Below are 22,631 nucleotides of genomic sequence, written 5' to 3' on the forward strand. Positions count from 1 at the left end.
TGCACGCAAATCTGAAACTTAATTGGTCAGTTAACGGTTCTTCGCCTTTTGGTTGCGCTGGTTCAAAATTCTGAGGATTACCTTTGAGATTCGGCATTCTTGAGAGATGTAAATAACGCTTGATGCTAATAAAACCATTGGATTAGAGTTTTAAATCGGTGGTATCCTGCATCTGGTAAATGGTTCACCACCGATAAGACTTTTACAAATGGGTAACTCTATATTTACAGTTGAGAACTCGAAATCAAAACCATTACTGAATTACGCGACTTGTGCCGTCGAGCCGGTATCTAGTCGTACTGAGAATGCAGGATACAAAACATCCTACATTGTTTCCTCGATGGTATTCCTCAAATAGCAACAGCACAGTCAACGCAAGGAAAAGGGTGAAAGTCCCCAGGTTTTAGGGTCATCCAATTCCTTGAGGGTGTAATAGATGAGATCAACTCACCGACTGCTCAACAAGCAGCGCTGATTAAATTGACGATGGAAGGCAAGGCTATGAATTACCGAGACAGATAGGATCAAGAGAACTTACTCAACCTGTACAAGGCTAAAATGCAGCTTGAGATAGCTATCAGACTGCTAAATCAGTAAATCAGTTTACAACCATAACGCACCTAGTTTTCGACCCTAAAAAGGTTGGGGTTTTTTTGTAGGTTCCACGTAGTGAAAGTTCTTAGACTATTACTTCAACAACTTTAAAGATATAAAATAGAAGTATGCTTTTGTCCCTCATTCCCCGATAGGTTGAGAGAGTGAGCATTTGTTAAGCATAAACACTGAGTATCGAGTTCTACTAATAATTGATACTCGTATAGTCAAGGTAGGGAGTTTGAGCATGAAGTGAGCGCTTGAGAACAGTTAAAGGCTGAAAGTATTCATTTGCTGTTGTTTCCGTCACCATATAAAGCATGACGATTACAGACGATCTCCAAAAGTTATTAGACATTTTGCCCCAGGATTTGCAACAAGTACTAGAGAGTCATCCCAAACGAGATAGTTTAGTAGAAGTGGTTTTGGATTTGGGTCGTCGCCCAGAGGCTCGCTTTCCCAATCAAGCTGAGTATCTGAGCGAAGTACCCGTTACTCAAGAACAGATAGATGATTGCACTCAACGAGTCGGAATCTTTGGCGGAGATAATCGGGCAGGAATTGAGCAAACTTTGCATCGGATCAGCGCCATCCGCAATCGCACGGGTAAGATTATTGGCTTGACCTGTCGCGTTGGTCGGGCGGTATTCGGAACCATTGGCATGATCCGCGATTTGGTAGAAACTGGGAAATCGATTCTCATGCTGGGGCGTCCAGGCGTGGGCAAAACTACTGCCTTACGGGAAATTGCCCGTGTTTTGGCGGATGAACTGGATAAGCGAGTGGTGATTATTGACACCTCTAACGAAATAGCTGGGGATGGTGATGTTGCCCACCCCGCCATTGGTCGCGCTAGGCGGATGCAAGTGGCTCATCCAGAACAACAGCATCAGGTGATGATTGAGGCAGTGGAAAACCATATGCCAGAAGTCATTATTATTGATGAAATTGGCACGGAACTGGAAGCTTTAGCGGCTCGTACCATTGCTGAACGGGGTGTACAGTTGGTAGGTACTGCCCACGGGAATCAGATAGAAAATCTGATTAAAAACCCCACCCTTGCTGATTTAGTTGGGGGTATCCAAGCTGTGACACTGGGAGACGACGAAGCCAGACGCCGGGGTTCTCAAAAGACTGTTTTGGAGCGGAAAGCGCCTCCTACCTTCGAGATTGCTGTGGAAATGTTGGAACGGCAACGCTGGACAGTACATGAAAGTGTTGCTGACACAGTAGATAATCTGCTGCGGGGGCGTCAGCCTACTCCACAAACGAGAACTGTTGATGACCACGGCAAAGTTGGGGTTACAAGGCAGTTAGCCGTTGTCAACGGTCGCGGTGGACAGCTAGCGACAGTGGAGGAATCTTTCGCACCGGCGCGACCGTCTAATGGCTGGCGTTCATCTGGACAAATGGTAGCACTGCCGCAATTGCCAGTAGAGCGGGTGACTGGACGCAGTGAGTTTGACCGTTTGCTGGATGAATCCTTCAATTATTCGGAGAGCATTGATTTAGGTGCTGCTACCAGACAGCCAGGCCCTAATGGTGAAGATTTGCCACTGCATGTTTACCCCTATGGCGTCAGCCGCCACCAACTAGAACAGGTAATCAGCGTGCTAATTTTGCCCGTGGTATTGACAAAAGATATAGATAGTGCTGATGCAATTTTAGCACTGCGATCGCACGTCAAAAACCACGCCAAATTACGCCAAATGGCTAAAGCCCGTCATGTACCCATCCACGTGATTAAGTCCAGCACCATTCCCCAAATTACCCGTGGTTTGCGGCGATTGCTGAACATGGATGACCCAGAAATGGCCGATGACCGCGAACTGCAACTGTTTTTGCACAGTGGTAGCGATGATGAGATGGACGCTCTTGAAGAAGCCAGACTTGCTGTTGAGCAAATCGTGATTCCTAAAGGACAGCCAGTCGAGTTATTGCCGCGTTCTCCCCAAGTCCGCAAAATGCAACATGAGTTGGTAGAACATTATCGCCTCAAGTCGCATAGTTTTGGCGAAGAACCAAATAGAAGATTGCGGATTTATCCGGCATAACCTCATCCCCAGCCCCTCTCCGTTGGCGTCAGCCTGCCGTTAGGCATAGCGGAGAGGGGAATCAGAAAATAGGACTTATCCCCCAGAAGACAGCCGATTGCAGAGTTTAAACTCCTATAAACCTTGCTTTAACCTCAAACTCTCAAACTATAAAGTTATAGATTTGCGAGGTTTGAAAATATGCTTCGGCTCAAAGGTTATGTATTATTTCTCTGCTTTTTTCTAGCATTATCAGTTTCAGTAATTCTAGGTAGTATCAATTTCGTTCACGCTATTGACTTGTACAGCCACAACCCAAACCTTCCCAAGCTAAATACTCTACATGGACAGCCTCCGATAGTAATCGGTCATCGCGGCGGTGGAACTGGTTATCGTCCAGAACATACGGTGGGAAATTTTGGGCGTGATCTGATTGGTTCTCACAACTTAGGAATCGAATTTGGTGCAGACTACATTGAACCTGATTTGGTAGTAACCAAAGATGGAGTCCTGATTGTTCGCCACGAACCTCTATTGGCAACAGTGAAAACAGATAACAATGGCAAGATTGTTTACGATGCTTATGGGAAACCTACTATCCAAGAAGCCACAACAAACGTTGCCGATGTTTCCGAATTTGCTAAACGTTTAACAACTAAAGTCCTTGATGGGAATCGTGTTACAGGTTGGTTTGCAGAAGACTTTACTTTAGCTGAGATTAAGAAACTGCGGGCAATCGAGCGCCTCCCCAAGATTCGTCCTCAGAATACTCAGTATAATGGTGTGTTCCAAATCCCTACTTTTGATGAAGTTATCAACCTTGCCAAACGTAGCGAAGCAAAAACTGGTCGGAAAATTGGTATCTATCCCGAAACCAAGCACCCGACATATTTTGCTGAAGCTGGTAAATATTTAGATGGCACTCCGATCCATGTCAATACTTCACAACTTCTGATTAATCAGTTGGTTGCGAACGGCTACACCAATCGCGATCGCATTTTTATTCAATCTTTTGAAGTCTCTAATCTTAAAGAATTAAAAAACAAGATCATGCCAGCTGCTGGAGTCGATATTCCTCTGATTCAGTTAATTGATAGCAGTGGCGCTCCTTATGACTTTATTTACCACAAGGTTCCTCAAACCTACGCTGATCTGATCACTCCTAAAGGGTTGACCCAAGTTAAAACTTACGCAACAGGAATTGGTCCTGATAAACGGCTAATTGTGCCTGCCTCTGCACGATTGAATAAGCAAGGTCAACCGATTGATATTAATGGAGATGGGCAGATCAGTGATGCTGATAAGTTCCTCGGAAAGCCAACTTCTTTAGTTAGTGATGCTCATAATGCTGGCTTGCTACTCCATCCTTACACCTTCCGCAGCGATTCATATTTTCTGTCCCCTGACTACCACGGGCAACCACTTCGTGAGTTTGAACAGTTCATTAAGTTAGGAATAGATGGCTATTTTACTGACTTTGCTAATTTTGGATATGTTGCCAAGCAAGAAGCGATACATCGTCCCGTGAACCTCAAGGAATTAGAATATGGAAACTTCCAAAAATCAACTAGTCCACAGTAATGTTTACACCTCAGCGATAGCAAATGACTGAGATGATGTTTGAAAAGTATTATTGCTAACACCAAAAGCTCCCAAACATAACCCTTCTACCCCCATTCCTTACAAAGGAATGGGGGTTTCAAAGCTTCTTGACCTTTCGGAGAGAGGAATGGAAGCGAGGTTTTTAGTATACTTTTAGACTTTTCAAACAACCTCTGAGAATTTTGTTATTATTTGCTACTTCAAGCCATATGCAAATAATTGAAATTTCTCCATCTCAAGCATTTCGCCGCAGTGTGGCAACGGTAATGCAGGTAGTTCCAAAGGAGCTACGCTACGTGGCAATTTTGACATTACTGGGTGGTTCAAGCCCAACGATCGCCATTTGGCTCAACAAGGTGATCATTGATGAAATTACTCGCTTATTGAGCATCGGGACAACGCAGAAGGTTCAGCAGCGCTCTTGGTAGGGTTTCCCGGAGCAGACGACTAGCTGTTAGCGCAGCCTTTTCTCCTTCGGAGACGCTAAAGCGAAGGACGCAGGAGCGTCACTTTGTAAGAAAGGAGCGTCACCCGAACGCAAGAGCGTCTCGTGTCTTAAAAAGGGTGCGTTACCTCCTGCGTCAAAGCTAAATTGTTGCAATCTGGCGATGCCTCCGGTTCTTGCTAGCCAACGCATTTGTTATTTCGGCGAACTCATTTGTTATTTTGGCGTACGCATTTGTTATTTCGGCGTACTCATTTGTTATTTCGGCGTACGCATTTGTTATTTCGGCGTACGCATTTGTTATTTTGGCGTACTCATTTGTTATTTCGGCGAACTCATTTGTTATCTCGGCGTACTCATTTGTTATTTCGGCGTACTCATTTGTTATTTCGGCGTACTCATTTGTTATTTCGGCGTACGCATTTGTTATTTCGGCGAACTCATTTGTTATTTCGGCGTACTCATTTGTTATTTTGGCGTCTCCATAACGAACCCTATGAAACAACTAGAATTGAAACCTATGCTAGTCATACTTGTGTGTACACCATAGGGGGAGATAAGGGAGACAAGGAGAATAACTAATGCCCCATACCCAATACCCAATGCCCAATACTTCTCTACGACAGGCTGCGCCAACGATGCCGCCCAACTCTTAGAGAGGCTGGCGCTTAGGGCGTAGCTATGCCGCAGGTACGACTCTGCTCAGGGTAAGACGCTCAGAGCAAGCTCAGTACAAGTACCCCATGCCCCAGTCACCAGATTCTCTGTGTACTTTTCTATTCTGGTAACTTATATTGCCCAACAATACGCTTGGCAAACTCTGGAACGTGCGCTTCTAATTTCTCTGGATAATTTCGCTTTACATACAAATAATTCCGAGTAAAGTGAGAATCAATCGAAAACCGCGCATACTCTAAACCCTTGGGGCCAATTTTTTCGATGACTACACCCATTAGTTTTGCTGCCCACATCGGGAGGGTAACGCCTTTATCGTAAGCGGGAATGCTTTGCTGTACAGCTTCCTTGCGGTTGCCTTTAGACATGACTGGTTGAGTGTCTAACTGGTCTTTCACCAAATCTAGCATTTCCTTACCAGTGTCATTTCTAACTACAATCCATTGCCAGCCGAAGGGTGCGCCCATGTAGCCAACAACTAAATCGGCTAGGGAGTTGACGTAATCAAAGCAACTCATACAGGAAGGGGCAAAGACATCTTTAAGTTGGTTTGTTTTCAAGCCAAAGAAAGGCACTGTTTCTGATGAGCCATCCTCATGTTTGAAGTGAACCCGGAAGTCTTGCATAAATTCGTAATGCACAACTGTATCAGGCGATCGGCTGGTGGTTTCTAAGAATTTTTGCAGTCCGGCGCGGTTAACATTATCTACGCACGGCGTACCCAAAACATACAGCTTTTCTAAGCCAAGTTGTTTTTCTACGGCTCGTAATGCCTGGATTTGGCAACCAACACCAATTACTAATAGCCGCTTCATCCCCGATTTTTCTATCTGTTCCAACACTGAAAGGTTCGGGGAAAGTGTTGGTTTATTTACCCGCGCTGCTAGTATTTCTTCTGGAGTCCGGGCAATGACGGGCATGGGTTGAAAGCGGTCTTCTTTGGTGTTTTGCACGCAGACGACACCTTCAACTATGCCGCGATTGAGCATTTCAATGGCAATGCTGCTAACAATACCCGTCCATTGTGCGCCTTCAATGGGCTGTTGTTTCCGCGCTGCTATCATGTCTTGATGAACACCAAAGTAGAGTTCATCAGGATTATCGAGATGGCGCGATCGCGTGTGCGTTTCTTCTTCAAGTTCGCCTATTTGCTGATTAATAAAAGCGCAGGCTTCCTTGACATAGTGAATATAGTATGTATCGCATAGTCCGCACTCGCTACAGAGTTCTTTCGCAGGGCGGCGGCTGGTAGGCTTTAAGGCTCTGGCTTTTTTATGCTTGCTAGAATTAACTGAGGCCATATAAATTTTTTGTTTTATCCAGGAATCGCTTTTATTACAATACCTTCACTAGCTATGAACTTCACGATAGAGATTGAACAAGAAGAGGATGGACGCAATAAGCAGAAGTGATTGGTTTTACTGCCTCAAGATCATTAGTTGAGCAAGCTATAATTTGCTTAGATTAAAGGTGATGTATCCTTATGCTGACGCTTGAGCAAATTGAGTCCGCGATTCTCCAACTGTCACCTAACGAGTATCATAAGCTCCTTGAATGGTTTGCTGATTTAGACTATCAACGGTGGGATGAACAATTTGAGAAAGACATTGCTGATGGCAAATTGGAAACTTTTGCACAGGAGGCGATCGCTGAGTTTGAGGCGGGGAACTCTCAAGCAATTTGATGCATTACACAACTCGTCGATTTTGGGAACGTTACAATGTTCTGCCTGAAGAGGTTCAGCGAATAGCGGATCAGTGTTACGAGTTACTCAAGTCTGATCTCTCCCATCCATCACTGCATTTCAAGAAGGTTGGTAAATACTGCTCAGTCCGGGCAGGGCGAAACTATAGGGCATTGGGTGTAGAAGTTAAGGATGGTATTTTGTGGTTTTGGATCGGGACTCACGCAGAGTACAACAAGCTTATTGATATGTAGTTATAGAAGCCCAACACTGCGTTGGTACGGACAGAACAGAGGTTATCGGTGAGGGTTCAAGCTTACCTGCCGTAATGAAATATTGTACTGAGACTTTTCTGACGTAGTATTAAAAGCAGAATTAAAGGCTTAAGTAATTTTTACGAAGACGCAACAGTATTAATCAGTCTACGCTCTGGGTAATAAGGCTACTCAGATAAACTCATGGGACTCGACGACCAAACTAACTCAGCGCAGGACGCTCTAAAAAAGTTACGTGCAGCAACAGCTAGCGCCAGTGCAGCTCAAAAAATTGCTCAACGAGATTACGAGCAAGCTCAAACTGAAGCTGATAAATGGGTACAACGATATAAACTTGCATTGAAAGAAGGTCGTGAGGATTTAGCTTGTCATGCACAATTCCAGAAGGAACGTTACCAAGCAATAGCTGGCAGACTGAAAAACCTTGTAGAGGAGCAAACACCACAAGTAGATAACATTAAACGTAACCTGGCTTCTTGGGAGAGCAAGATTTGTGAAACGCAGAATGAAGTATTACTCAGCAATCCTAATTCCAATATTTATATGGGTGTTTTCAAGCGTATGGAAGAGAAAGTTGTACAGATTGAAGCCAGTTCAAAAGTGGTTTCACAGCCCGATGATTTTCATAAGGAGATTTTGCTCAACTTTGAACACACCGACGAGGAATTAAAACGGCTCAAAGAACAAATATCACCACAAGTTAAACTGCAAGGTCAATCTACAGATAAAAAGGATACTAAAGCAAGATTAGCAGAGGCTATTTGCGAGACAAAAGAAGCTGTAAACACTGCTGTTAACAATAAAGAGTGTATCCAGAAAGATTATGACAAAGCTCAAGAAGAAGTTAAATTCTGGAATAGAAAGGCTCATATAGCTTTGAAAAATAATGATGATAATTTAGCTATTAAAGCTGTACTCAAGAAAAAAGTTCAAAACAAAATTGCATTTATTCTTCAAACTCAGCTTCAGCAGCAGGAAGCAACAGTAGCTTTACTCAGACAAAATCTGATAACTCTAGAAAATTTCAAGAAAACATTAGGCAATGACACAAAACTCTAAAACAGGCGCAGCATTTATCGCAGGTGGAACCCTAGCAGGTGCTGGTGTTTCCGCAACGGTAGGCGGAATGGGATTAGCAGGCGGATTTGGTGCAGTCGGCATTGGTGCAACTCCAGTAGTGGCTGCTGGCGCTGTGGCTGGTGCTGCTGCTTATGGTGCGATTAATGCGATCGCACAGGGAGATGCTGCTGCTTTTGGTGCAATGGGAATTGGTGCAGTCGGCGGTGCTGGTGTTTATAACGTCGTCGGTGGTATGGGTTTAGTTGCGCCTAAAGTAGGGCTGGCATTTGGGATTGGTGCAGTCCCGATGGCGGGAATTGGTGCAGTGGTGGGACTCGCCGCCTATGGTATTGCCAAACTGTTAGACGAATCTGAAATTAGCGAAACTCCAGCACAGCTTTTTGAGCGAATAGAAGAGAAAGTTTTGCAGATGGATGCTTATTCAGAAGCAGTGATAGAATTAGAAGCATTTTTATCTGGTGAAGATTTCAACCAAAAATTTGCTGCTTTGGAAGTCGAAGCTGAGTTACAGGCGCTCAAAGCTAAATTAAAGAAAAAATCAAAATTTGTTACCCCTAAACCTTCTACTCCCAATATTGAACCAGAAAGAATATCTCTGACAACCCAGCTACCTGAAAGCTGGAGATGTGTACGCACACTCAAGGGTCACTTAGGGGCAGTTAATGCGATCGCTATCAGTCCTGATGGTACTACCTTGAGCAGTGGCAGTGATGACAGACAAGTTTATTTGTGGAACTTGAAAACAGGAAAATGGCTTTACACGTTCTCTGGACAAGCAGAGGCAGTTTTATCTGTTGCTATCAGCCCTGATGGACAACAAATTGCAAGTGGTAATGTCGATCGCAAAATCAGCACTTGGCAGATGGACACAAAAAAATTTCACCGGACATTCTTTTATTTAAGTTCTCCCTACAGTCATAATGGTTTTGTTAAGTCGGTAACCTACAGTCCTGATGGGGCAATTCTTGCCAGTGGCGCTGCCGATAAGACGATTAGAATTTGGGGACGTTACACGGGAACAATAAAACGCACCTTGAATGGACACTCAGATGCAGTTTTATCTGTCACCATTAGTCCTGATGGTAAAATCCTTGCAAGTGGTAGCGCTGATCAAACTATTAGGCTTTGGGATTTAAAAACTTGGCAACAGCGCTACATTCTTACTGAACATTTGGGAGCTGTGAATACAGTTGTTATTAGTCTTAACAGTCAAACTCTTATTAGTGGTAGCACAGACACCACAATAAAACTGTGGAATCTCCAAACTGGAGAATTACTCTCCACTCTGACTGGACACTCAGCGGCGGTTTTGTCTGTTGCCATCAGCCCCGATGGAAAAACTCTCGCCAGTAGCAGCAAAGACGGTATTATCAAACTTTGGAACCTACATACTGGGGAACTACTACAAAATCTTTCTGGACGAAATGCCGTTGCTTTCAGTCCTGATGGCAAGACGCTGGTAAGTGGCGGTAATGGCGGAAGCATCAAGATTTGGAGTCAAATCCAAAACTTTGATAAATTTACTCTCGACTCCGTATTATCTGGGGAATGGTGGGAAGTTTTGGGTGTAGATCAGAGTGATAATGCCAATGTTGTTAAACTTGCTTACCTTCGATTGGCAAGACAGTATCATCCTGATGTCAACAGTTGTGCAATCGCAAAAGCTTTAATGCAAGGAATTAATCAAGCTTATAAAGAATTCCAGGAGCAGTTAAACGCTTACAAATGTCAGTAGGGTAAAATATATAACTCTTCAGAACTATTGACATCTTAACTTTTTCAAATATTCATCTTGCATATTCTGACAAAAAGTTATAAATTATTAGTTTATAGGGGAATAATCTCACCTCTTAGTGTCAAAAACTAATCCTGCTCAAGTAAATATACTGCAACCAGTTTTCACTTCACACAAATCCTAAACAGCACTGAAGATATATTTTTGTTTAGTAAAGCAAAAATTCCGGACATGAAACGGAACAATAAATAATCTCAAAATATATTTTGTGTGAATATTTTTAATAATTATATTACTGATTGTAGTGAATAACAACAACTATAATTCATTAAAAGAGTAATCGATTATAAGCAAATTTACTAGCAATGAAGCTGCATAAATGTCAGCAGATTTATTTATAGTTATTTGATTAATTTTATATAAATTATATTTGCTATTCAAAGAAGCGTTTTTGTTATGCTGAGAATAGCAAAAATAAGAAAAGAAGACGCATCTACCACAAATTCACAACCCAAATGGAGTTATTCTGGCGATGCACCTAAACGAATTGGAAACTACTGAAAATTTAAAAGAAGTGGAACAAGCATGGCAAACACTAGAAAAATCAATTCTCTATTATCAAGGCCGCCCCGTTGGTACGGTAGCCGCTTATGATGAATCTGTAGCGGCGCTTAATTATGATCAGTGCTTTGTTCGGGATTTTGTCTCTGCCGGTCTAATTTTTCTGATCAAAGGTAGAACAGATATTGTTCGTAATTTCTTAGAAGAAACCTTAAAGTTACAGCCGAAAGAAAAGGCATTAGATGCCTATAAACCGGGACGAGGATTAATACCAGCTAGCTTTAAAGTTGTATCAGAAAATGGGCAAGAATATTTAGAAGCAGACTTTGGTGAACATGCGATCGCTAGAGTTACACCTGTAGATTCTTGCCTATGGTGGATTATTTTATTACGTGCTTATGTAGTCGCCACAGAAGATTTTTCTTTAGCCTATCAACCTGAATTTCAAAATGGTATCAGGTTAATTATGGAAATCTGCTTGGCGAATCGTTTTGATATGTACCCAACGCTATTGGTTCCAGATGGTGCTTGTATGATTGACCGTCGGATGGGCATTTATGGGCATCCTCTAGAACTACAAGTTCTTTTTTACACGGCATTGCGTGCATCTCGTGAACTGCTAATTTGTCAAGGAAATTCTGATATTGTTGAAGCCATTGACAATCGGTTGCCTCTTTTATGTGCTCATATTCGCCAGCATTATTGGATAGATATTAATCGTTTGAATGCAATTTATCACTTCAAAAGTGAAGAATATGGCAAGGGTGCTGTTAATCTGTTCAACATATATGTAGATTCTGTTCCCTATTATGAATTAGATAAGTGGTTATCAAAAAAAGGTGGTTATTTAGCAGGTAATGTTGGGCCCTCGCAGTTAGATACTCGCTTCTTTTCACTGGGAAACTTAATGGCAATTATTTCCGACTTAGCCACCGAAGAACAATCACAAGCAATTATGACTCTCATCGAGGAACGATGGGAAGATTTGGTGGGAGATATGCCAATGAAAATTTGTTTCCCAGCTTTGGAACATGAAGAATATAGAATTGTAACTGGATGTGACCCAAAAAATATCCCCTGGTCGTATCATAATGCTGGTAGTTGGCCAGTTTTAATGTGGATGTTGGCAGCTGCGGCTATGAAAACTAACAAAATAAGTCTTGCACAAAAGGCTATTGAAACTGCCCAAGGACGGCTCAGTACAGATGAATGGCCAGAGTATTACGACGGTAAGAAAGGGCGACTGATTGGGAAACAAGCTAGGAAATATCAAACTTGGACAATTACTGGGTTTTTATTAGCAAAAGAACTGATGGCAAACCCCACATATTTACCATTAATCAGCTTTGGGAAATTACCAGCAGAACAGGTTTCTAGAGCATGTGAGCTTGAAATCGCTACTGTAGACCCATATATGACTTGATAGGGAAGTTAGGAGTAGAGACGCGATTAATCGCGTCTCTACAGGAGTTGGGAGTTAAAATACAAAAGCCTCCTGACTCATGTTTCCATGACAAACCCCCGTCAACTAGCTTTTATTGCCTTGCGAGATGTTCATAAGGGGGCTTATGCTGATGTTGCCCTAGATAGAGTGCTGCAAAAAGTTAATTTAGCTGATTGCGATCGCCGCTTACTAACAGAATTAGTTTATGGCAGTGTCAGAAGGCAGCGCACTCTTGATACTCTCATTGATCAACTCGCCAAAAAGAAATCTCATCAACAACCACAAGACCTCCGGATTATCTTACATCTGGGTTTCTACCAACTGCGCTATCAAGAGCGTATCCCCGCCTCAGCTGCTGTTAATACCACCGTCCAACTAGCTAAAGAAAACGGTTTTTCTGGACTCACGGGTTTTGTTAACGGTCTATTACGCCAGTACATCCGCCTTGCAGAAAAGATAAAGGGAGATCCGTTACAACTTCCAGAGAACCTAGTGGAACGCTTTGACTTTTCACCCGATCTGGAAAACCTCTCTCCAAACCTCTCCCCTAAAAGGGGAGAGGCTTTGAATTCTCCCCCTTCCCTTGTAGGGAAGGGGGTTGGGGGGTTAGGTTCCGTTCCAGATGAGGTGAATTGTCAGGTAGAACGCTTGGGGATTTTACACAGCTTTCCTGACTGGATTATTCAAGTTTGGTTAGAACAACTGGATTTTGGCGAGACAGAACAACTGTGTGAATGGATGAACCAATCACCAACAATTGACTTGCGTATCAACCCGCTTCGCACTTCAATCGAGGAAGTTGAGGCGGCTTTGCAATCTGTTGGTATTTTAGTGAGGCGTGTTCGTCATTTACCCCAAGCTTTACGATTGATTGGTAGTGCTGGGTCAATTCAAAAACTACCTGGCTTCAAAGAAGGTTGGTGGACTGTACAAGATAGTAGTGCCCAATTGGTAAGTCATTTGCTCGACCCCCAACCAGGTGAGGTGGTAATTGATGCCTGTGCTGCACCAGGAGGTAAAACAACCCACATCGCTGAATTAATGGGAGATAAAGGGAAAATTTGGGCTTGCGATCGCACTCCTTCTCGTCTTCGCAAACTTCAAGAAAATTCTCAACGGCTGAATTTACAATCTATTCAAATTTACACTGGTGATAGCCGTCATTTTGCCCAATTTCAAAACACCGCAGACCGCGTATTACTTGATGCTCCATGTTCTGGCTTAGGAACCATGCACCGTCATGCTGATGCTCGTTGGCGACAGATACCAGAATCTGTCCGAGAACTTTCGGTGCTGCAAAAAGAATTGATTACACATACATCGACTTTTGTCAAGCCTGGTGGTGTACTAGTTTATGCCACCTGTACGTTGCATCCAGCAGAAAATGAACAAGTGATTTCGACATTTTTAGCTGAGTCACCTGATTGGCAAATTGAGTCTCCCAGAGGTCTTGAGTTACCTTATTCTGGTCATACCACGCCTCAAGGTTGGTTTAAAGTGTGGCCCCATCGACTGGACATGGATGGCTTTTTTATGGTGCGCTTAAGAAAAACCAATAATTCCGAGTGAATACTGTTTGGGATTGTACTATTTGGTGGAGGCCTGAATCTACCAGAGGAGGCAGCAATGGTTACCGATTCCAATGTGAAAAACTTAGTTAAAATCCTGATTGGAGCAGCCTGGATCGATGGCAGAATCCAGCCAGAAGAACGGCAATATCTGCGCGAAATAGCTCAAGCAAAGGGTTTGGCTAACGATCCAGAAATTAAGCCTTGGCTGTACGAATTAGTTCCTGTACAACCAAAAGAGTGCTATGACTGGGTGCGGGAGTATTTAGGCGATCGCCCCAGCCTTGAAGATTGTGAAAACTTGATTGAAGCCATCAGTGGCTTAATTTATAGCGATGGTGAAGTCGCCGTTGAAGAAGCCAGACTCCTAACTGAATTGCAAGATATAGCCAAACCGCATGATTCAACTCAACCAGTTCAGACTAAACTTCTAAAACAAATTCAAAAGCTTTACCGCCGTTGGGTTGAAGTGCAAAACTAACAAAGAGTTATGAGTTATGAGTTAGGAGTTAGGAGTTGACAAGAGGCGATTAATTACGTCTGTAGATAGATGATTTTTAAGTTTGGCACTCACAACTAAGCACTCGGCACTCAGCACTCATCACTCATTACTGCTTATGGCTTCGGTTCACCCAGACCCGGAGTCTCTTCTTTATCAACCTTAGGCACAAAATCAGGACGCTCTTTGCTTTCCCAACCTGCGGGGCGTTTTGAATTGTACCAAGCTATTGAACCGATGCTTACAGCAGCAATAAAACCAACGACATACACCAAGGTAAAAGCCAAGGGAAAATGAGGAGCAGCATCTATGCCTGGTGCTGCTGTCTGCATAAATAAATGCATGAGTATATTCTCCAAGGTTAAATAACAGTACTTAACACACTATCAAATGAGCGTATCACGTAACATCCCCCCGTAGTTAAGTTTAAGCAACTTGATATTGCACAGAAATGTCGACGCAGGGACACGGAAAGCAATATTTTTACTCCACCATGCCCAATTCCTCATTCATGAGACGGTCTAAGTTTATCCCGCCAAGATGGCTGTGAGGGTGAAGAACCTGAAGAACCTGAGCTATTTGCAGGAGAGAACGATCGCCGAGTTCTTTGAGACGGGGGAGAAGAATCAGATTCTACTTTTCTAGATCGCCGCCGTGGAGTAGATGATTCTGAGGAAGAGTTACTGGAACTTGATTCTTGGCTGCGATCGCGCCTTCTCCGTCTTGGGGTATAATCCTTAGATTGTTCTTCTTCAGAATAGCTCCTCCTATTTCTACGTCTTCTAGATGAACCACTATCTTCAGAATTAGAATTTGTAGAACTTTCCCTTTCTGAGTCATCATCATCAGAAATAGAATGATTCAACACTTGTTTGGGTTTGATGGACTGGGCTTTGATAGTGCCTTTGCGACCTTCTAACTTGGGTCGTTTGGGAAATTTTTCTACAGGCATCCCCTCTGCCGCTTTTTCCATAAATTCATGCCAAGTATAAGCGGCGCTACTACTGCTGCCGTCTGTGGGGTGGTTGTCATCGTTACCTAGCCAGACCCCTGTCACCATCTGGGGAATGTAGCCAATAAACCACAAATCACGGGCTTCGTCGGAGGTGCCGGTTTTGCCAGCAACTGGTCTATTATCTAACTGAGCAGCACCACCAGTCCCGGCTTCTACAACGTTGCGTAGCATCCAAGTCATGATGGCGGCACTGTCAGCGTCAAGGGCGCGTTGAGACGGGAAATTAGCTGACCAGATTACTTTGCTTTGGCGGTTGAGAATGCGAGTAATACCATGAGGCTCTGTATACAATCCTTGGGTGGCAAAACTGCCGTAAGCACTGGTCAATTCCAGTAAATTCACTTCGTTGGAGCCAAGAGCCAAAGAATAGGTGGGCTTGAGTTCAGATTTTATCCCCATATCATGGGCAAGTTTAATCGTTGGCGTAAATCCCACATCAATCAGCACCTTCACCGCAATAATATTGATCGAGCGGGTGAGAGCATCTAGCATGTCCATTGAGCCGTGGAAGTTTTTACCAAAATTTTTCGGTTCATAGCCATCTATAACAATGGGTGCATCCTCATAGGTATCGTAGGGACTTTTACCGCTAGCGATCGCAGTGGCATATACAAACCCTTTAAATGTCGATCCTGGCTGCCGCTGTGCCTGAGTAACCCGATTAAACTGGTTTTTACCAAAGTCTTTTCCGCCAACCATTGCCTTAATTTCACCGCTGCGGGGGTCAATGGCAACCATTGATCCTTGCTTAAAGTTCTCCCAGCGTCCTTGATTTCGCAGCGTTTTGGCAACTGCTTCTTCTGCTACCTTCTGCCAAGTCGGATTCAGCGTAGTTTCTACTACTAGACCCCCACTTGCTAGCACTTTAGGAGAAACGTACTTCGGCAATTCTTTTTGGATGTAGCTGGTAAAGTAGGGTGATTCTACTTGCACTCGCTTGGGTGAACTGCTTTTGAGGGTTAGTGGCTCCTGAACTGCTGCCTGCCTTTGCTCTGGCGTAATTATTTTATCCTCTTGCATCCGTAGCAATACCAAGTCTCGCCGCCGTTTTGCAGCTTCTGGATTCTTGTTTGGGGCGTACAAGCTAGGAGCAGGAGCTAATCCAGCAATCGTTGCCATTTCGGAGAGTGACAGTTGATCTGGCGATTTACTAAAGTATACCCAGGCTGCATCTGCTACACCATAAGCTCCATTTCCCAAATAAACCAGATTCAAGTAACGCTCTAGAATCTGATCTTTGGTTAATTCTTGCTCCATTTTTTGGGCGAGGCGCACTTCCTTGAGTTTGCGCCAGATTGTCTGTTCTTGTTTCAGGAAGAGAATCCGCGTTAGCTGTTGGGTGATGGTGCTACCACCTTCTACCACACCTTGCGATCGCAAATTATTCAAACTTGCTCTCACAATTCCTTGAGGATCAAATCCGTTGTGCTGCTTAAATCTTCTATCTTCTGAGGCGATGAAAGCTTTTTTTAAATTATCTGGTATTTGTTCTAGCTTTAGCTGTTCTCTACTGGCTTCACCTTGTTGTTGTAATATGCTTCCATCAGCAGCTTTAATGGTCAGTGTTTGCTCTCTAAGCACGGCGTTTAGCTCGGCCTTATCTGGCAAAGTGCGATCTATTAGACTGACGCCGTAGATGAAAGCTACTATCCCACCACCTACACCCAAGCCTGCCCAAAACCATAAGCGACGATAAAGTGGTTTACCGCCAGTTGCCTGATTGGTCTTCATCCTAGATGGTAAAATTTTCATTTTGCTCAGTAACTGCCTTGCCTGCGCCAGATGTGCTGGTAGTATCTCAATTGTCGATTCTTCGTGTTGATGATGATTACCAAGCGGTAATCGCGGTTCCTCCCGATTAGAGTCACTCTAATTAGTTGGTTTTCGCATCAATCACGAAGTAAGCTTTTATACGTTTATTTCTCTATCTAAAGTCGTAACTACTTAACTATTATCAATCAACTTTAAGGTTATAATAGCACCACCTTTGTAATATTTTGACACTCTTCTGGCTCAAGCCACGGAGATTCTTAGTTCAACGAGTCCATTTAATTAGAGCAACTTGCGTTACTCTCACTAGAGGTAGTTCTCTCTCTAAGGTTAGGGTCGAGGGGAATATTACTATTCCACCCCTCCCTTCCGAAACCGTGCTTGCGACTTTCACCGCACACGGCTACTCAGTGTGTTGTCCATTTGTCACTCCGGACTTCCTGACCTTAAACCCTTTGAAAAACGGAATATCATTTATCCACTCCCAATCAAGCTTTTCCCAGAATTGAGATAGTTTCTCTAGAAATTTTGAGTGGTCTTTCTTCCTTATTTCCTTTAGGTCGATTACGGTCTTTTCGTCATGACAATGCCGATGTAATAGTTGTAGGTTTTTCCATTCGTCCTTACCGCCTAATGCTCTAGGGATTTTATGGTCTATTTCAATTACATCCCATCCTTGGAAGCTTAAACCGCACCAGGGACATTTACCCTTTTGTTGCTTAAGTAACTTAGCCTTACGATTGGGCATTTGGGGGTGTGTCCCTAGTCTTGAACTCCAATAAACTGTGTCGCCATCGTAAGGGCTTTTATCGCCTTTAACTTTCACATAGTCAGTGCTACTGCAAGCAAACTCATTATGATTAAGTAACCGAAGGGGGTTCGCTGTCCCTTCCCTGGTTGCGAATACCCAGTTATTGCTGCCGATAGAACTCCAATATTTGATGTGACCATCATTTATGTTTCCACATCGGCGTTTTGCCCATCGTCGAAGTTTCAGGTATGTGAGGTAATCTTGTTTCGATAATTCTCCAGCGTTTTTGACATCGGAGTTTTTGTAGAAAGAAGTCCACCCCCTTATGACAGGGTTGAGGTCTTTTATTAGTGCCGTTTGGGGTGAAGACCTATGTTTTGTGATGTTTTTCCCGATTTCCTCTTGATGAGCCTTACTCGCCTTCGCGGATGGGGTGATGAGTGTGTTAAAACCTAATATTTCTCTGTGCCCATTTCTGTTGCTGCGGTACTTCCCTGCTGGGTATTGCTGGATGTGATGACCAAGAAAGTCAAATCCGGCTTTACCATCCTCGCTTAATTCCGATAGGAATGTGTGAGTTAGCCTGGTTTTTTCAGGTTTTAACTCTTAACAAAAATTGTCAAGCCACTAGAACAACAAAGTAGAACCCCATAGATTTAATTGTCAAGGTGCGGCGTCTCCATGTTAAACAGCAATCAGGTTTTTAAACAGGTTGATTACCTTTCCTGCTACAGTAAATGGTAATGCAAATTAGCTACCATATCAATAAAAAAAAGACCGAAAGTTTATCAATTGAGCTTTAGTTAAGACGAGTGGGAGAGGCTAGATAGCTACGCTTGATCAATAAAATATTTAACAAAACTCACTATAGAATAATGTATATTAGATTGAGTTTTGTAAAACTACTGCAATTATCATAATTTTTATAAATATAAAAACTATTGAGATTTTTTGAATATTCGCAAAGACAGCCTGAAAACAGCTTACTCCAGGAGAGTGTGATGCCTGAGTTGGGCTATGCTTACGCCAAGTCCAGACGAAGCGCTGTTGCCCTTGGTAGTAATATCGGCGATTCACAGGCGATTTTAGAAGCAGCTATCAAAACTTTAGTCCAAACGCCAGGTATTCTTTTAGAAGCCAGATCAAGTTGGTATCAAACCAAAGCAGTAGGGCCACAGCAGCCAGATTACTTAAATGGCTGCGTCACATTGCAAGTAGAAATCCAGCCCCAGCAGTTATTAGAAGCTTTGTTAGGAATTGAACAACAATTTGGGCGTCTGCGTCAGGAACGCTGGGGACCACGAACCCTAGATTTGGATTTGTTATTATATGATGACTTGATTGTGGATACACCAAACCTCCAGATTCCCCATCCCCGAATGCGAGATCGGGCCTTTGTGCTAGTACCACTGGCAGAAATTGCCTCAGATTGGGTAGAACCAGTTTCTGGGTGTGTTATTAAAGAACTGCTCAAAGAAGTAGACTGTTCTGATGTACATTTATTGATGGACAATTAAAATTACCATCCTTAAACACAGAAGAACGCTGATTTCACCTCTGTATTCACAGATAATCAGATTTTACTATGCCATTAGGTAGAGAATTACCACAACTGCTGAAACAACGCTTGTTTTATAAAGGACGCAAGTTTGATTTTGAAGTCAATCGTTTGCGTTTGCCTAATAAAGCCGAAGGAGAATGGGAATGTATTCGTCACCCTGGTGGCGCTCTAGCTGTGCCAGTGACGCCAGAGGGTAAACTTGTACTCGTGCGCCAGTATCGTTTTGCAATTCAGGGACGGATATTAGAATTTCCGGCGGGAACTATAGAACCAAATGAAGATCCCCTAGAAACGATACAGCGTGAAATAGAAGAAGAAACTGGCTATAGTGCCCAAAAATGGAACAAACTAGGCGAATTTTTCCTAGCGCCTGGTTATTCTGATGAAATTATCTATGCATTTCTGGCGCGAGATTTAAAAAAGCTGGAGACACCACCACCACAAGATGGAGACGAGGATATCGAAACTGTGTTTTTGACTCCCGAAGAATTAGAGAAAGCTATTCTGGAAGGAGAGCAGATAGATGCTAAATCAGTTTCTAGCTTTTTTCTGGCGCGTCCCTTTTTAGTTTAATAAGCTAATCGGCATTCAAGTTGCATAATCAGGGCGCTCAAGTTGCCCACCCCACAAGATATTGAGAAAATTTTAATATGCAAATTAGATGTGTTTTAGCTTACCAATATACTACTAAAGTTAGCAATCGCAGATGCCTACGGTGCAGGCTTTGAATATGCAGAGGAGATGATCGTTGACAATGTATTTCGAGTCAATACGTTGAACATCCGCGTTTTCGACTTATCCCTGGTAGCTATACCGTTGCTGCTCGTATTGCTTCCTGCCAAATTTCCTTAATGATCATATTCTCTATCGTTGGGGAAGCATCTGGGTACGTTTTTTGATAATTAACAGTGTGATTTGCCCTGCTGCTTCACTCAATTAAGGGCGAACTTACCTTTTAAAATACTACATGTTTCCGATATTATTACAGTAATTTAGGTAAACATAAAGCTACTCTAATCTTGATTATCTCTAAGTTTGGGTAATGAAGTATACGTGGCTAGCTTACCTAATATGCCTGTACATTGAACAGATTAATTGCTTAGTCAAGGACTTGCTAGTTATTGGTAATACTGTTTTAGCAGTTTTCAATTGCGTGAAGTACAGCAATTCTTAAGGGCGTACAGCTAGCTGTACGCCCTTACGTTGTACCTCATTCAAACAAGAAGCGCTATTTGTTATCTTGGCTAGAGTTACGTAGAAATTGACTTAGATCCAAAGTTATAAGAGCATGACGGGAAGAAGCCCACAATTCCTAAATATGTGCCTCTATGCAAGACGCATACATGTTTCACACAAATGATAAAAATTACAACATTTAACAGTGCCGGTAAACTGACTGCTCTTTTGTTCCTGATAACTCTCTTCCTCACACCTTGTGTGATTGTAAATGCTGGAGAACGTGGCGTATTGATGAAATTTGGCGAAGTACAAAACCAAATATTAGCAGAAGGACTTCACTTAATTATTCCTGTAGTCAATACTGTGAAAAAATTAAGTATTCGAGTCCAAAAACAGGAAATTTCGACTGAGGCTTCTTCTAAAGATTTACAAAATGTTTTCACCGATGTCGCTCTCAATTGGCATATTATTCCCCAGGAAGCAAATGCCATTTTTCAGGAAATTGGAGATGAACAAGATGTAGTCATTCGGATTATTAATCCAGCAGTTGAAGAAGTACTAAAAGCAGTAATGGCAAAGTATACTGCTGAAGAAATTATTACTAAACGAGGAGAAGTCAAAGGTGGAGTAGATGATGCATTGTCCACACGACTGGGTAGCTATCACATTGGAGTTGATGATATTTCTCTAGTTCATGTCCATTTTTCAGAACGATTTGGTGAAGCGGTGGAGGCGAAGCAGATTGCTGAACAAGAGGCAAAACAAGCAGAGTTTATCGCACTGAAAGCAACAAAAGAGGCTGAGGCAAAAGTTAATTTAGCAAAAGGAGAGGCAGAGGCACACAGATTATTACGTGATGGTTTAACTCCAGAAATTCTGCAAAGGCAAGCAATAGAAAAATGGAATGGGAAGCTGCCATTAATTGTAAGTAAGGAAACTCCAAAATTGTTGAATTTAAGTGAAATTTTAAAATTCGATGAAAATTGATCTTCTTTTTCACGAAATATCTGCTAAATAAAACATAGGGGCGCACAGATGTGTACCCCTACAAACGATTCCTTTTTAGAAACGTGATAAGCTAAATTAACCGTTGGAGAATAAAATGGGAGAATCGAGAATCTTCAACTGGATCAATAGTATAATCAACAAGGTATAAGCTGTTGAAGAAATTAGACCAGTGAATAATTCTTTTTTGAGGTTGTGCTCTTGAGGTTCTTTTTGAAAAATGTCCTTAGAACCGAATTGCATCAAGAGAATTCCCACAATATTAGAGAGCCAGTACCCTAGAATTGAACAAGGTAGAAGTAATTTTGGGGAAAGTAAACTACATGCATACCCAAAAGCATAAGCTATTGGCAGATTAAATAGTAAGTCATTCCACCAACATAGTGGTGATAACAAATATCCCAGTATGAGAAAAAATCCACCTCTGAGTTTTTTGAAAATGTCTTTTTTGAACTTTTGTGGAGTAGATTGTTGCAAGTCCTCCAGAGTTGTGTCTCCTGTTACATTCAACTCTTGACTAACGTTTTGGACGCTTTCCATAAAAACCCACTATTCCTCTCGTCTTAGTGTAGTTTAATATATAAATTAAATCAAAGTCTAGTATAGGAGTGATAACGTTTTGGCTTTTTGATGCTGAAAGTTTTACCACTGCATAGTTTCAGCAAAATAGTAAAAAGCAAAATTTAGGTTTAACTCAGCTACAACTTAACAATAACTGATTTCTACCAAAGGCGGATGAGTGCGATCGCTTCTTGGAGAATCTGGGTTAGTCCCTCAGCATTCATGACAGTTTAAGACAAAATCAGTTTTGTAAATAGTAATTAAGCTACAAACTAGCAAATTTATAAAGTATAAAATAACACTTTTTATTGAATCGTGAGGGTAAGAATGAATGATGCTTTGAAATATGACACGTCAGCGATAGCGTAGCGTTAGCGTTCGCGCAGCGTCTCGTAGAGAGGAGCGAGCGTCCGCAGGAGCGTCACAGCCAGCCGTAGCGAAAGTCGAGTATCTAACTTGTGTAGGGGTGACGTACCTACACTTCTCTGACGAGTAAGTGTAGGCTTCTCAACGACTCCTCTATGAGGACATTAATTGAGCTTTTAGGGCGTGCATCCCACGCGCCTTGATATTCAAACTTGCATTCAGATCCCT

General features: G+C 42.6%; 19 protein-coding genes and 1 pseudogene. 13 read left to right on the plus strand and 7 right to left on the minus strand.

Features of this window, described 5'->3' with window-relative positions:
• Window positions 1-914: 914 nt before the first annotated feature.
• From V7K35_RS11150 to V7K35_RS11160, 3 genes are all read left to right on the plus strand, one after another.
• Window positions 915-2,648: a R3H domain-containing nucleic acid-binding protein gene (locus V7K35_RS11150; RefSeq protein WP_335078918.1), complete on the plus strand. Its 1,734-nt coding sequence runs from the start codon at window positions 915-917 to the stop codon at window positions 2,646-2,648.
• A 180-nt stretch (window positions 2,649-2,828) separates the two neighbouring features.
• Window positions 2,829-4,208, plus strand: coding sequence for a glycerophosphodiester phosphodiesterase (locus V7K35_RS11155; RefSeq protein ID WP_335078920.1), 1,380 nt, complete (start codon window positions 2,829-2,831; stop codon window positions 4,206-4,208).
• Between the two features lie 230 nt (window positions 4,209-4,438).
• A complete protein-coding gene (locus V7K35_RS11160) occupies window positions 4,439-4,657 on the plus strand; it encodes a hypothetical protein (RefSeq protein ID WP_335078922.1) in 219 nt (72 codons plus the stop codon).
• Window positions 4,658-4,816: 159 nt separating this feature from the next.
• Here the strand turns inward: V7K35_RS11160 and V7K35_RS11165 are convergent, their stop codons facing one another.
• Window positions 4,817-5,179: a hypothetical protein gene (locus V7K35_RS11165; RefSeq protein WP_335078924.1), complete on the minus strand. Its 363-nt coding sequence runs from the start codon at window positions 5,177-5,179 to the stop codon at window positions 4,817-4,819.
• Window positions 5,180-5,450: 271 nt separating this feature from the next.
• A complete protein-coding gene (locus tag V7K35_RS11170) occupies window positions 5,451-6,650 on the minus strand; it encodes a Coenzyme F420 hydrogenase/dehydrogenase, beta subunit C-terminal domain (RefSeq protein ID WP_335078926.1) in 1,200 nt (399 codons plus the stop codon).
• Window positions 6,651-6,832: 182 nt separating this feature from the next.
• Here V7K35_RS11170 and V7K35_RS11175 point away from each other — a divergent pair, with 182 nt between their 5' ends.
• The 7 genes from V7K35_RS11175 (at window position 6,833) to V7K35_RS11205 (ending at window position 14,177) form a co-directional block, all read left to right on the plus strand.
• Window positions 6,833-7,033 (plus strand): hypothetical protein, encoded by a 201-nt coding sequence (locus V7K35_RS11175; protein WP_335078928.1) that lies wholly within the window; start codon window positions 6,833-6,835, stop codon window positions 7,031-7,033.
• On the plus strand, window positions 7,033-7,287 hold the full coding sequence (locus tag V7K35_RS11180) for a ParE family toxin-like protein (RefSeq protein ID WP_335078930.1): 255 nt from the start codon (window positions 7,033-7,035) through the stop codon (window positions 7,285-7,287). Before V7K35_RS11175 ends, V7K35_RS11180 begins: the two co-directional genes overlap by 1 nt.
• 204 nt (window positions 7,288-7,491) lie before the next feature.
• Window positions 7,492-8,367, plus strand: a complete 876-nt coding sequence (locus V7K35_RS11185) for a PspA/IM30 family protein (protein WP_335078932.1) — start codon at window positions 7,492-7,494, stop codon at window positions 8,365-8,367.
• The gene (locus V7K35_RS11190; protein ID WP_335078934.1) at window positions 8,351-10,123 is read left to right on the plus strand and encodes a DnaJ domain-containing protein; all 1,773 of its coding nucleotides are present in this window, start codon (window positions 8,351-8,353) and stop codon (window positions 10,121-10,123) included. Before V7K35_RS11185 ends, V7K35_RS11190 begins: the two co-directional genes overlap by 17 nt.
• Before the next feature lie 532 nt (window positions 10,124-10,655).
• Entirely contained in the window at window positions 10,656-12,107 is a 1,452-nt protein-coding gene (locus V7K35_RS11195; protein ID WP_335078936.1) for a glycoside hydrolase 100 family protein, read from the plus strand.
• A gap of 87 nt (window positions 12,108-12,194) precedes the next feature.
• A complete protein-coding gene (gene rsmB / locus V7K35_RS11200) occupies window positions 12,195-13,697 on the plus strand; it encodes a 16S rRNA (cytosine(967)-C(5))-methyltransferase RsmB (RefSeq protein WP_335078938.1) in 1,503 nt (500 codons plus the stop codon).
• Window positions 13,698-13,754: 57 nt separating this feature from the next.
• A complete protein-coding gene (locus V7K35_RS11205; protein WP_334797597.1) occupies window positions 13,755-14,177 on the plus strand; it encodes a tellurite resistance TerB family protein in 423 nt (140 codons plus the stop codon).
• A gap of 134 nt (window positions 14,178-14,311) precedes the next feature.
• Here V7K35_RS11205 and psb35 read toward each other — a convergent pair whose 3' ends face one another.
• The 4 genes and pseudogenes from psb35 to V7K35_RS11225 all read right to left on the minus strand — a co-directional run.
• Complete coding sequence (gene psb35 / locus V7K35_RS11210; protein ID WP_334797596.1) at window positions 14,312-14,539, minus strand: photosystem II assembly protein Psb35; 228 nt, start codon at window positions 14,537-14,539, stop codon at window positions 14,312-14,314.
• Between the two features lie 161 nt (window positions 14,540-14,700).
• Window positions 14,701-16,962 carry a transglycosylase domain-containing protein gene (locus V7K35_RS11215; protein ID WP_335078940.1) on the minus strand — a complete coding sequence of 754 codons (2,262 nt, stop codon included), beginning with the start codon at window positions 16,960-16,962 and terminating at the stop codon, window positions 14,701-14,703.
• A gap of 421 nt (window positions 16,963-17,383) precedes the next feature.
• Window positions 17,384-17,806: an HNH endonuclease gene (locus V7K35_RS11220; protein ID WP_335078942.1), complete on the minus strand. Its 423-nt coding sequence runs from the start codon at window positions 17,804-17,806 to the stop codon at window positions 17,384-17,386.
• A gap of 144 nt (window positions 17,807-17,950) precedes the next feature.
• Window positions 17,951-18,190: pseudogene (locus V7K35_RS11225) on the minus strand (group II intron maturase-specific domain-containing protein); the annotation flags it as partial.
• A 542-nt stretch (window positions 18,191-18,732) separates the two neighbouring features.
• Between V7K35_RS11225 and folK the strand changes: the two are divergent.
• From folK to V7K35_RS11240, 3 genes are all read left to right on the plus strand, one after another.
• Window positions 18,733-19,248, plus strand: a complete 516-nt coding sequence (gene folK / locus V7K35_RS11230) for a 2-amino-4-hydroxy-6-hydroxymethyldihydropteridine diphosphokinase (RefSeq protein WP_335078944.1) — start codon at window positions 18,733-18,735, stop codon at window positions 19,246-19,248.
• A 68-nt stretch (window positions 19,249-19,316) separates the two neighbouring features.
• Complete coding sequence (locus tag V7K35_RS11235; protein WP_335078947.1) at window positions 19,317-19,865, plus strand: NUDIX hydrolase; 549 nt, start codon at window positions 19,317-19,319, stop codon at window positions 19,863-19,865.
• A gap of 783 nt (window positions 19,866-20,648) precedes the next feature.
• Window positions 20,649-21,458 (plus strand): prohibitin family protein, encoded by an 810-nt coding sequence (locus tag V7K35_RS11240; RefSeq protein WP_335078949.1) that lies wholly within the window; start codon window positions 20,649-20,651, stop codon window positions 21,456-21,458.
• 96 nt (window positions 21,459-21,554) lie between these two features.
• Here V7K35_RS11240 and V7K35_RS11245 read toward each other — a convergent pair whose 3' ends face one another.
• Window positions 21,555-22,016, minus strand: a complete 462-nt coding sequence (locus tag V7K35_RS11245) for a hypothetical protein (RefSeq protein ID WP_335078951.1) — start codon at window positions 22,014-22,016, stop codon at window positions 21,555-21,557.
• Between the last annotated feature and the right edge of the window lie 615 nt (window positions 22,017-22,631).

Source organism: Nostoc sp. (genome assembly GCF_036917275.1).
In the GTDB taxonomy this organism is placed as follows: Bacteria; Cyanobacteriota; Cyanobacteriia; order Cyanobacteriales; family Nostocaceae; genus Nostoc.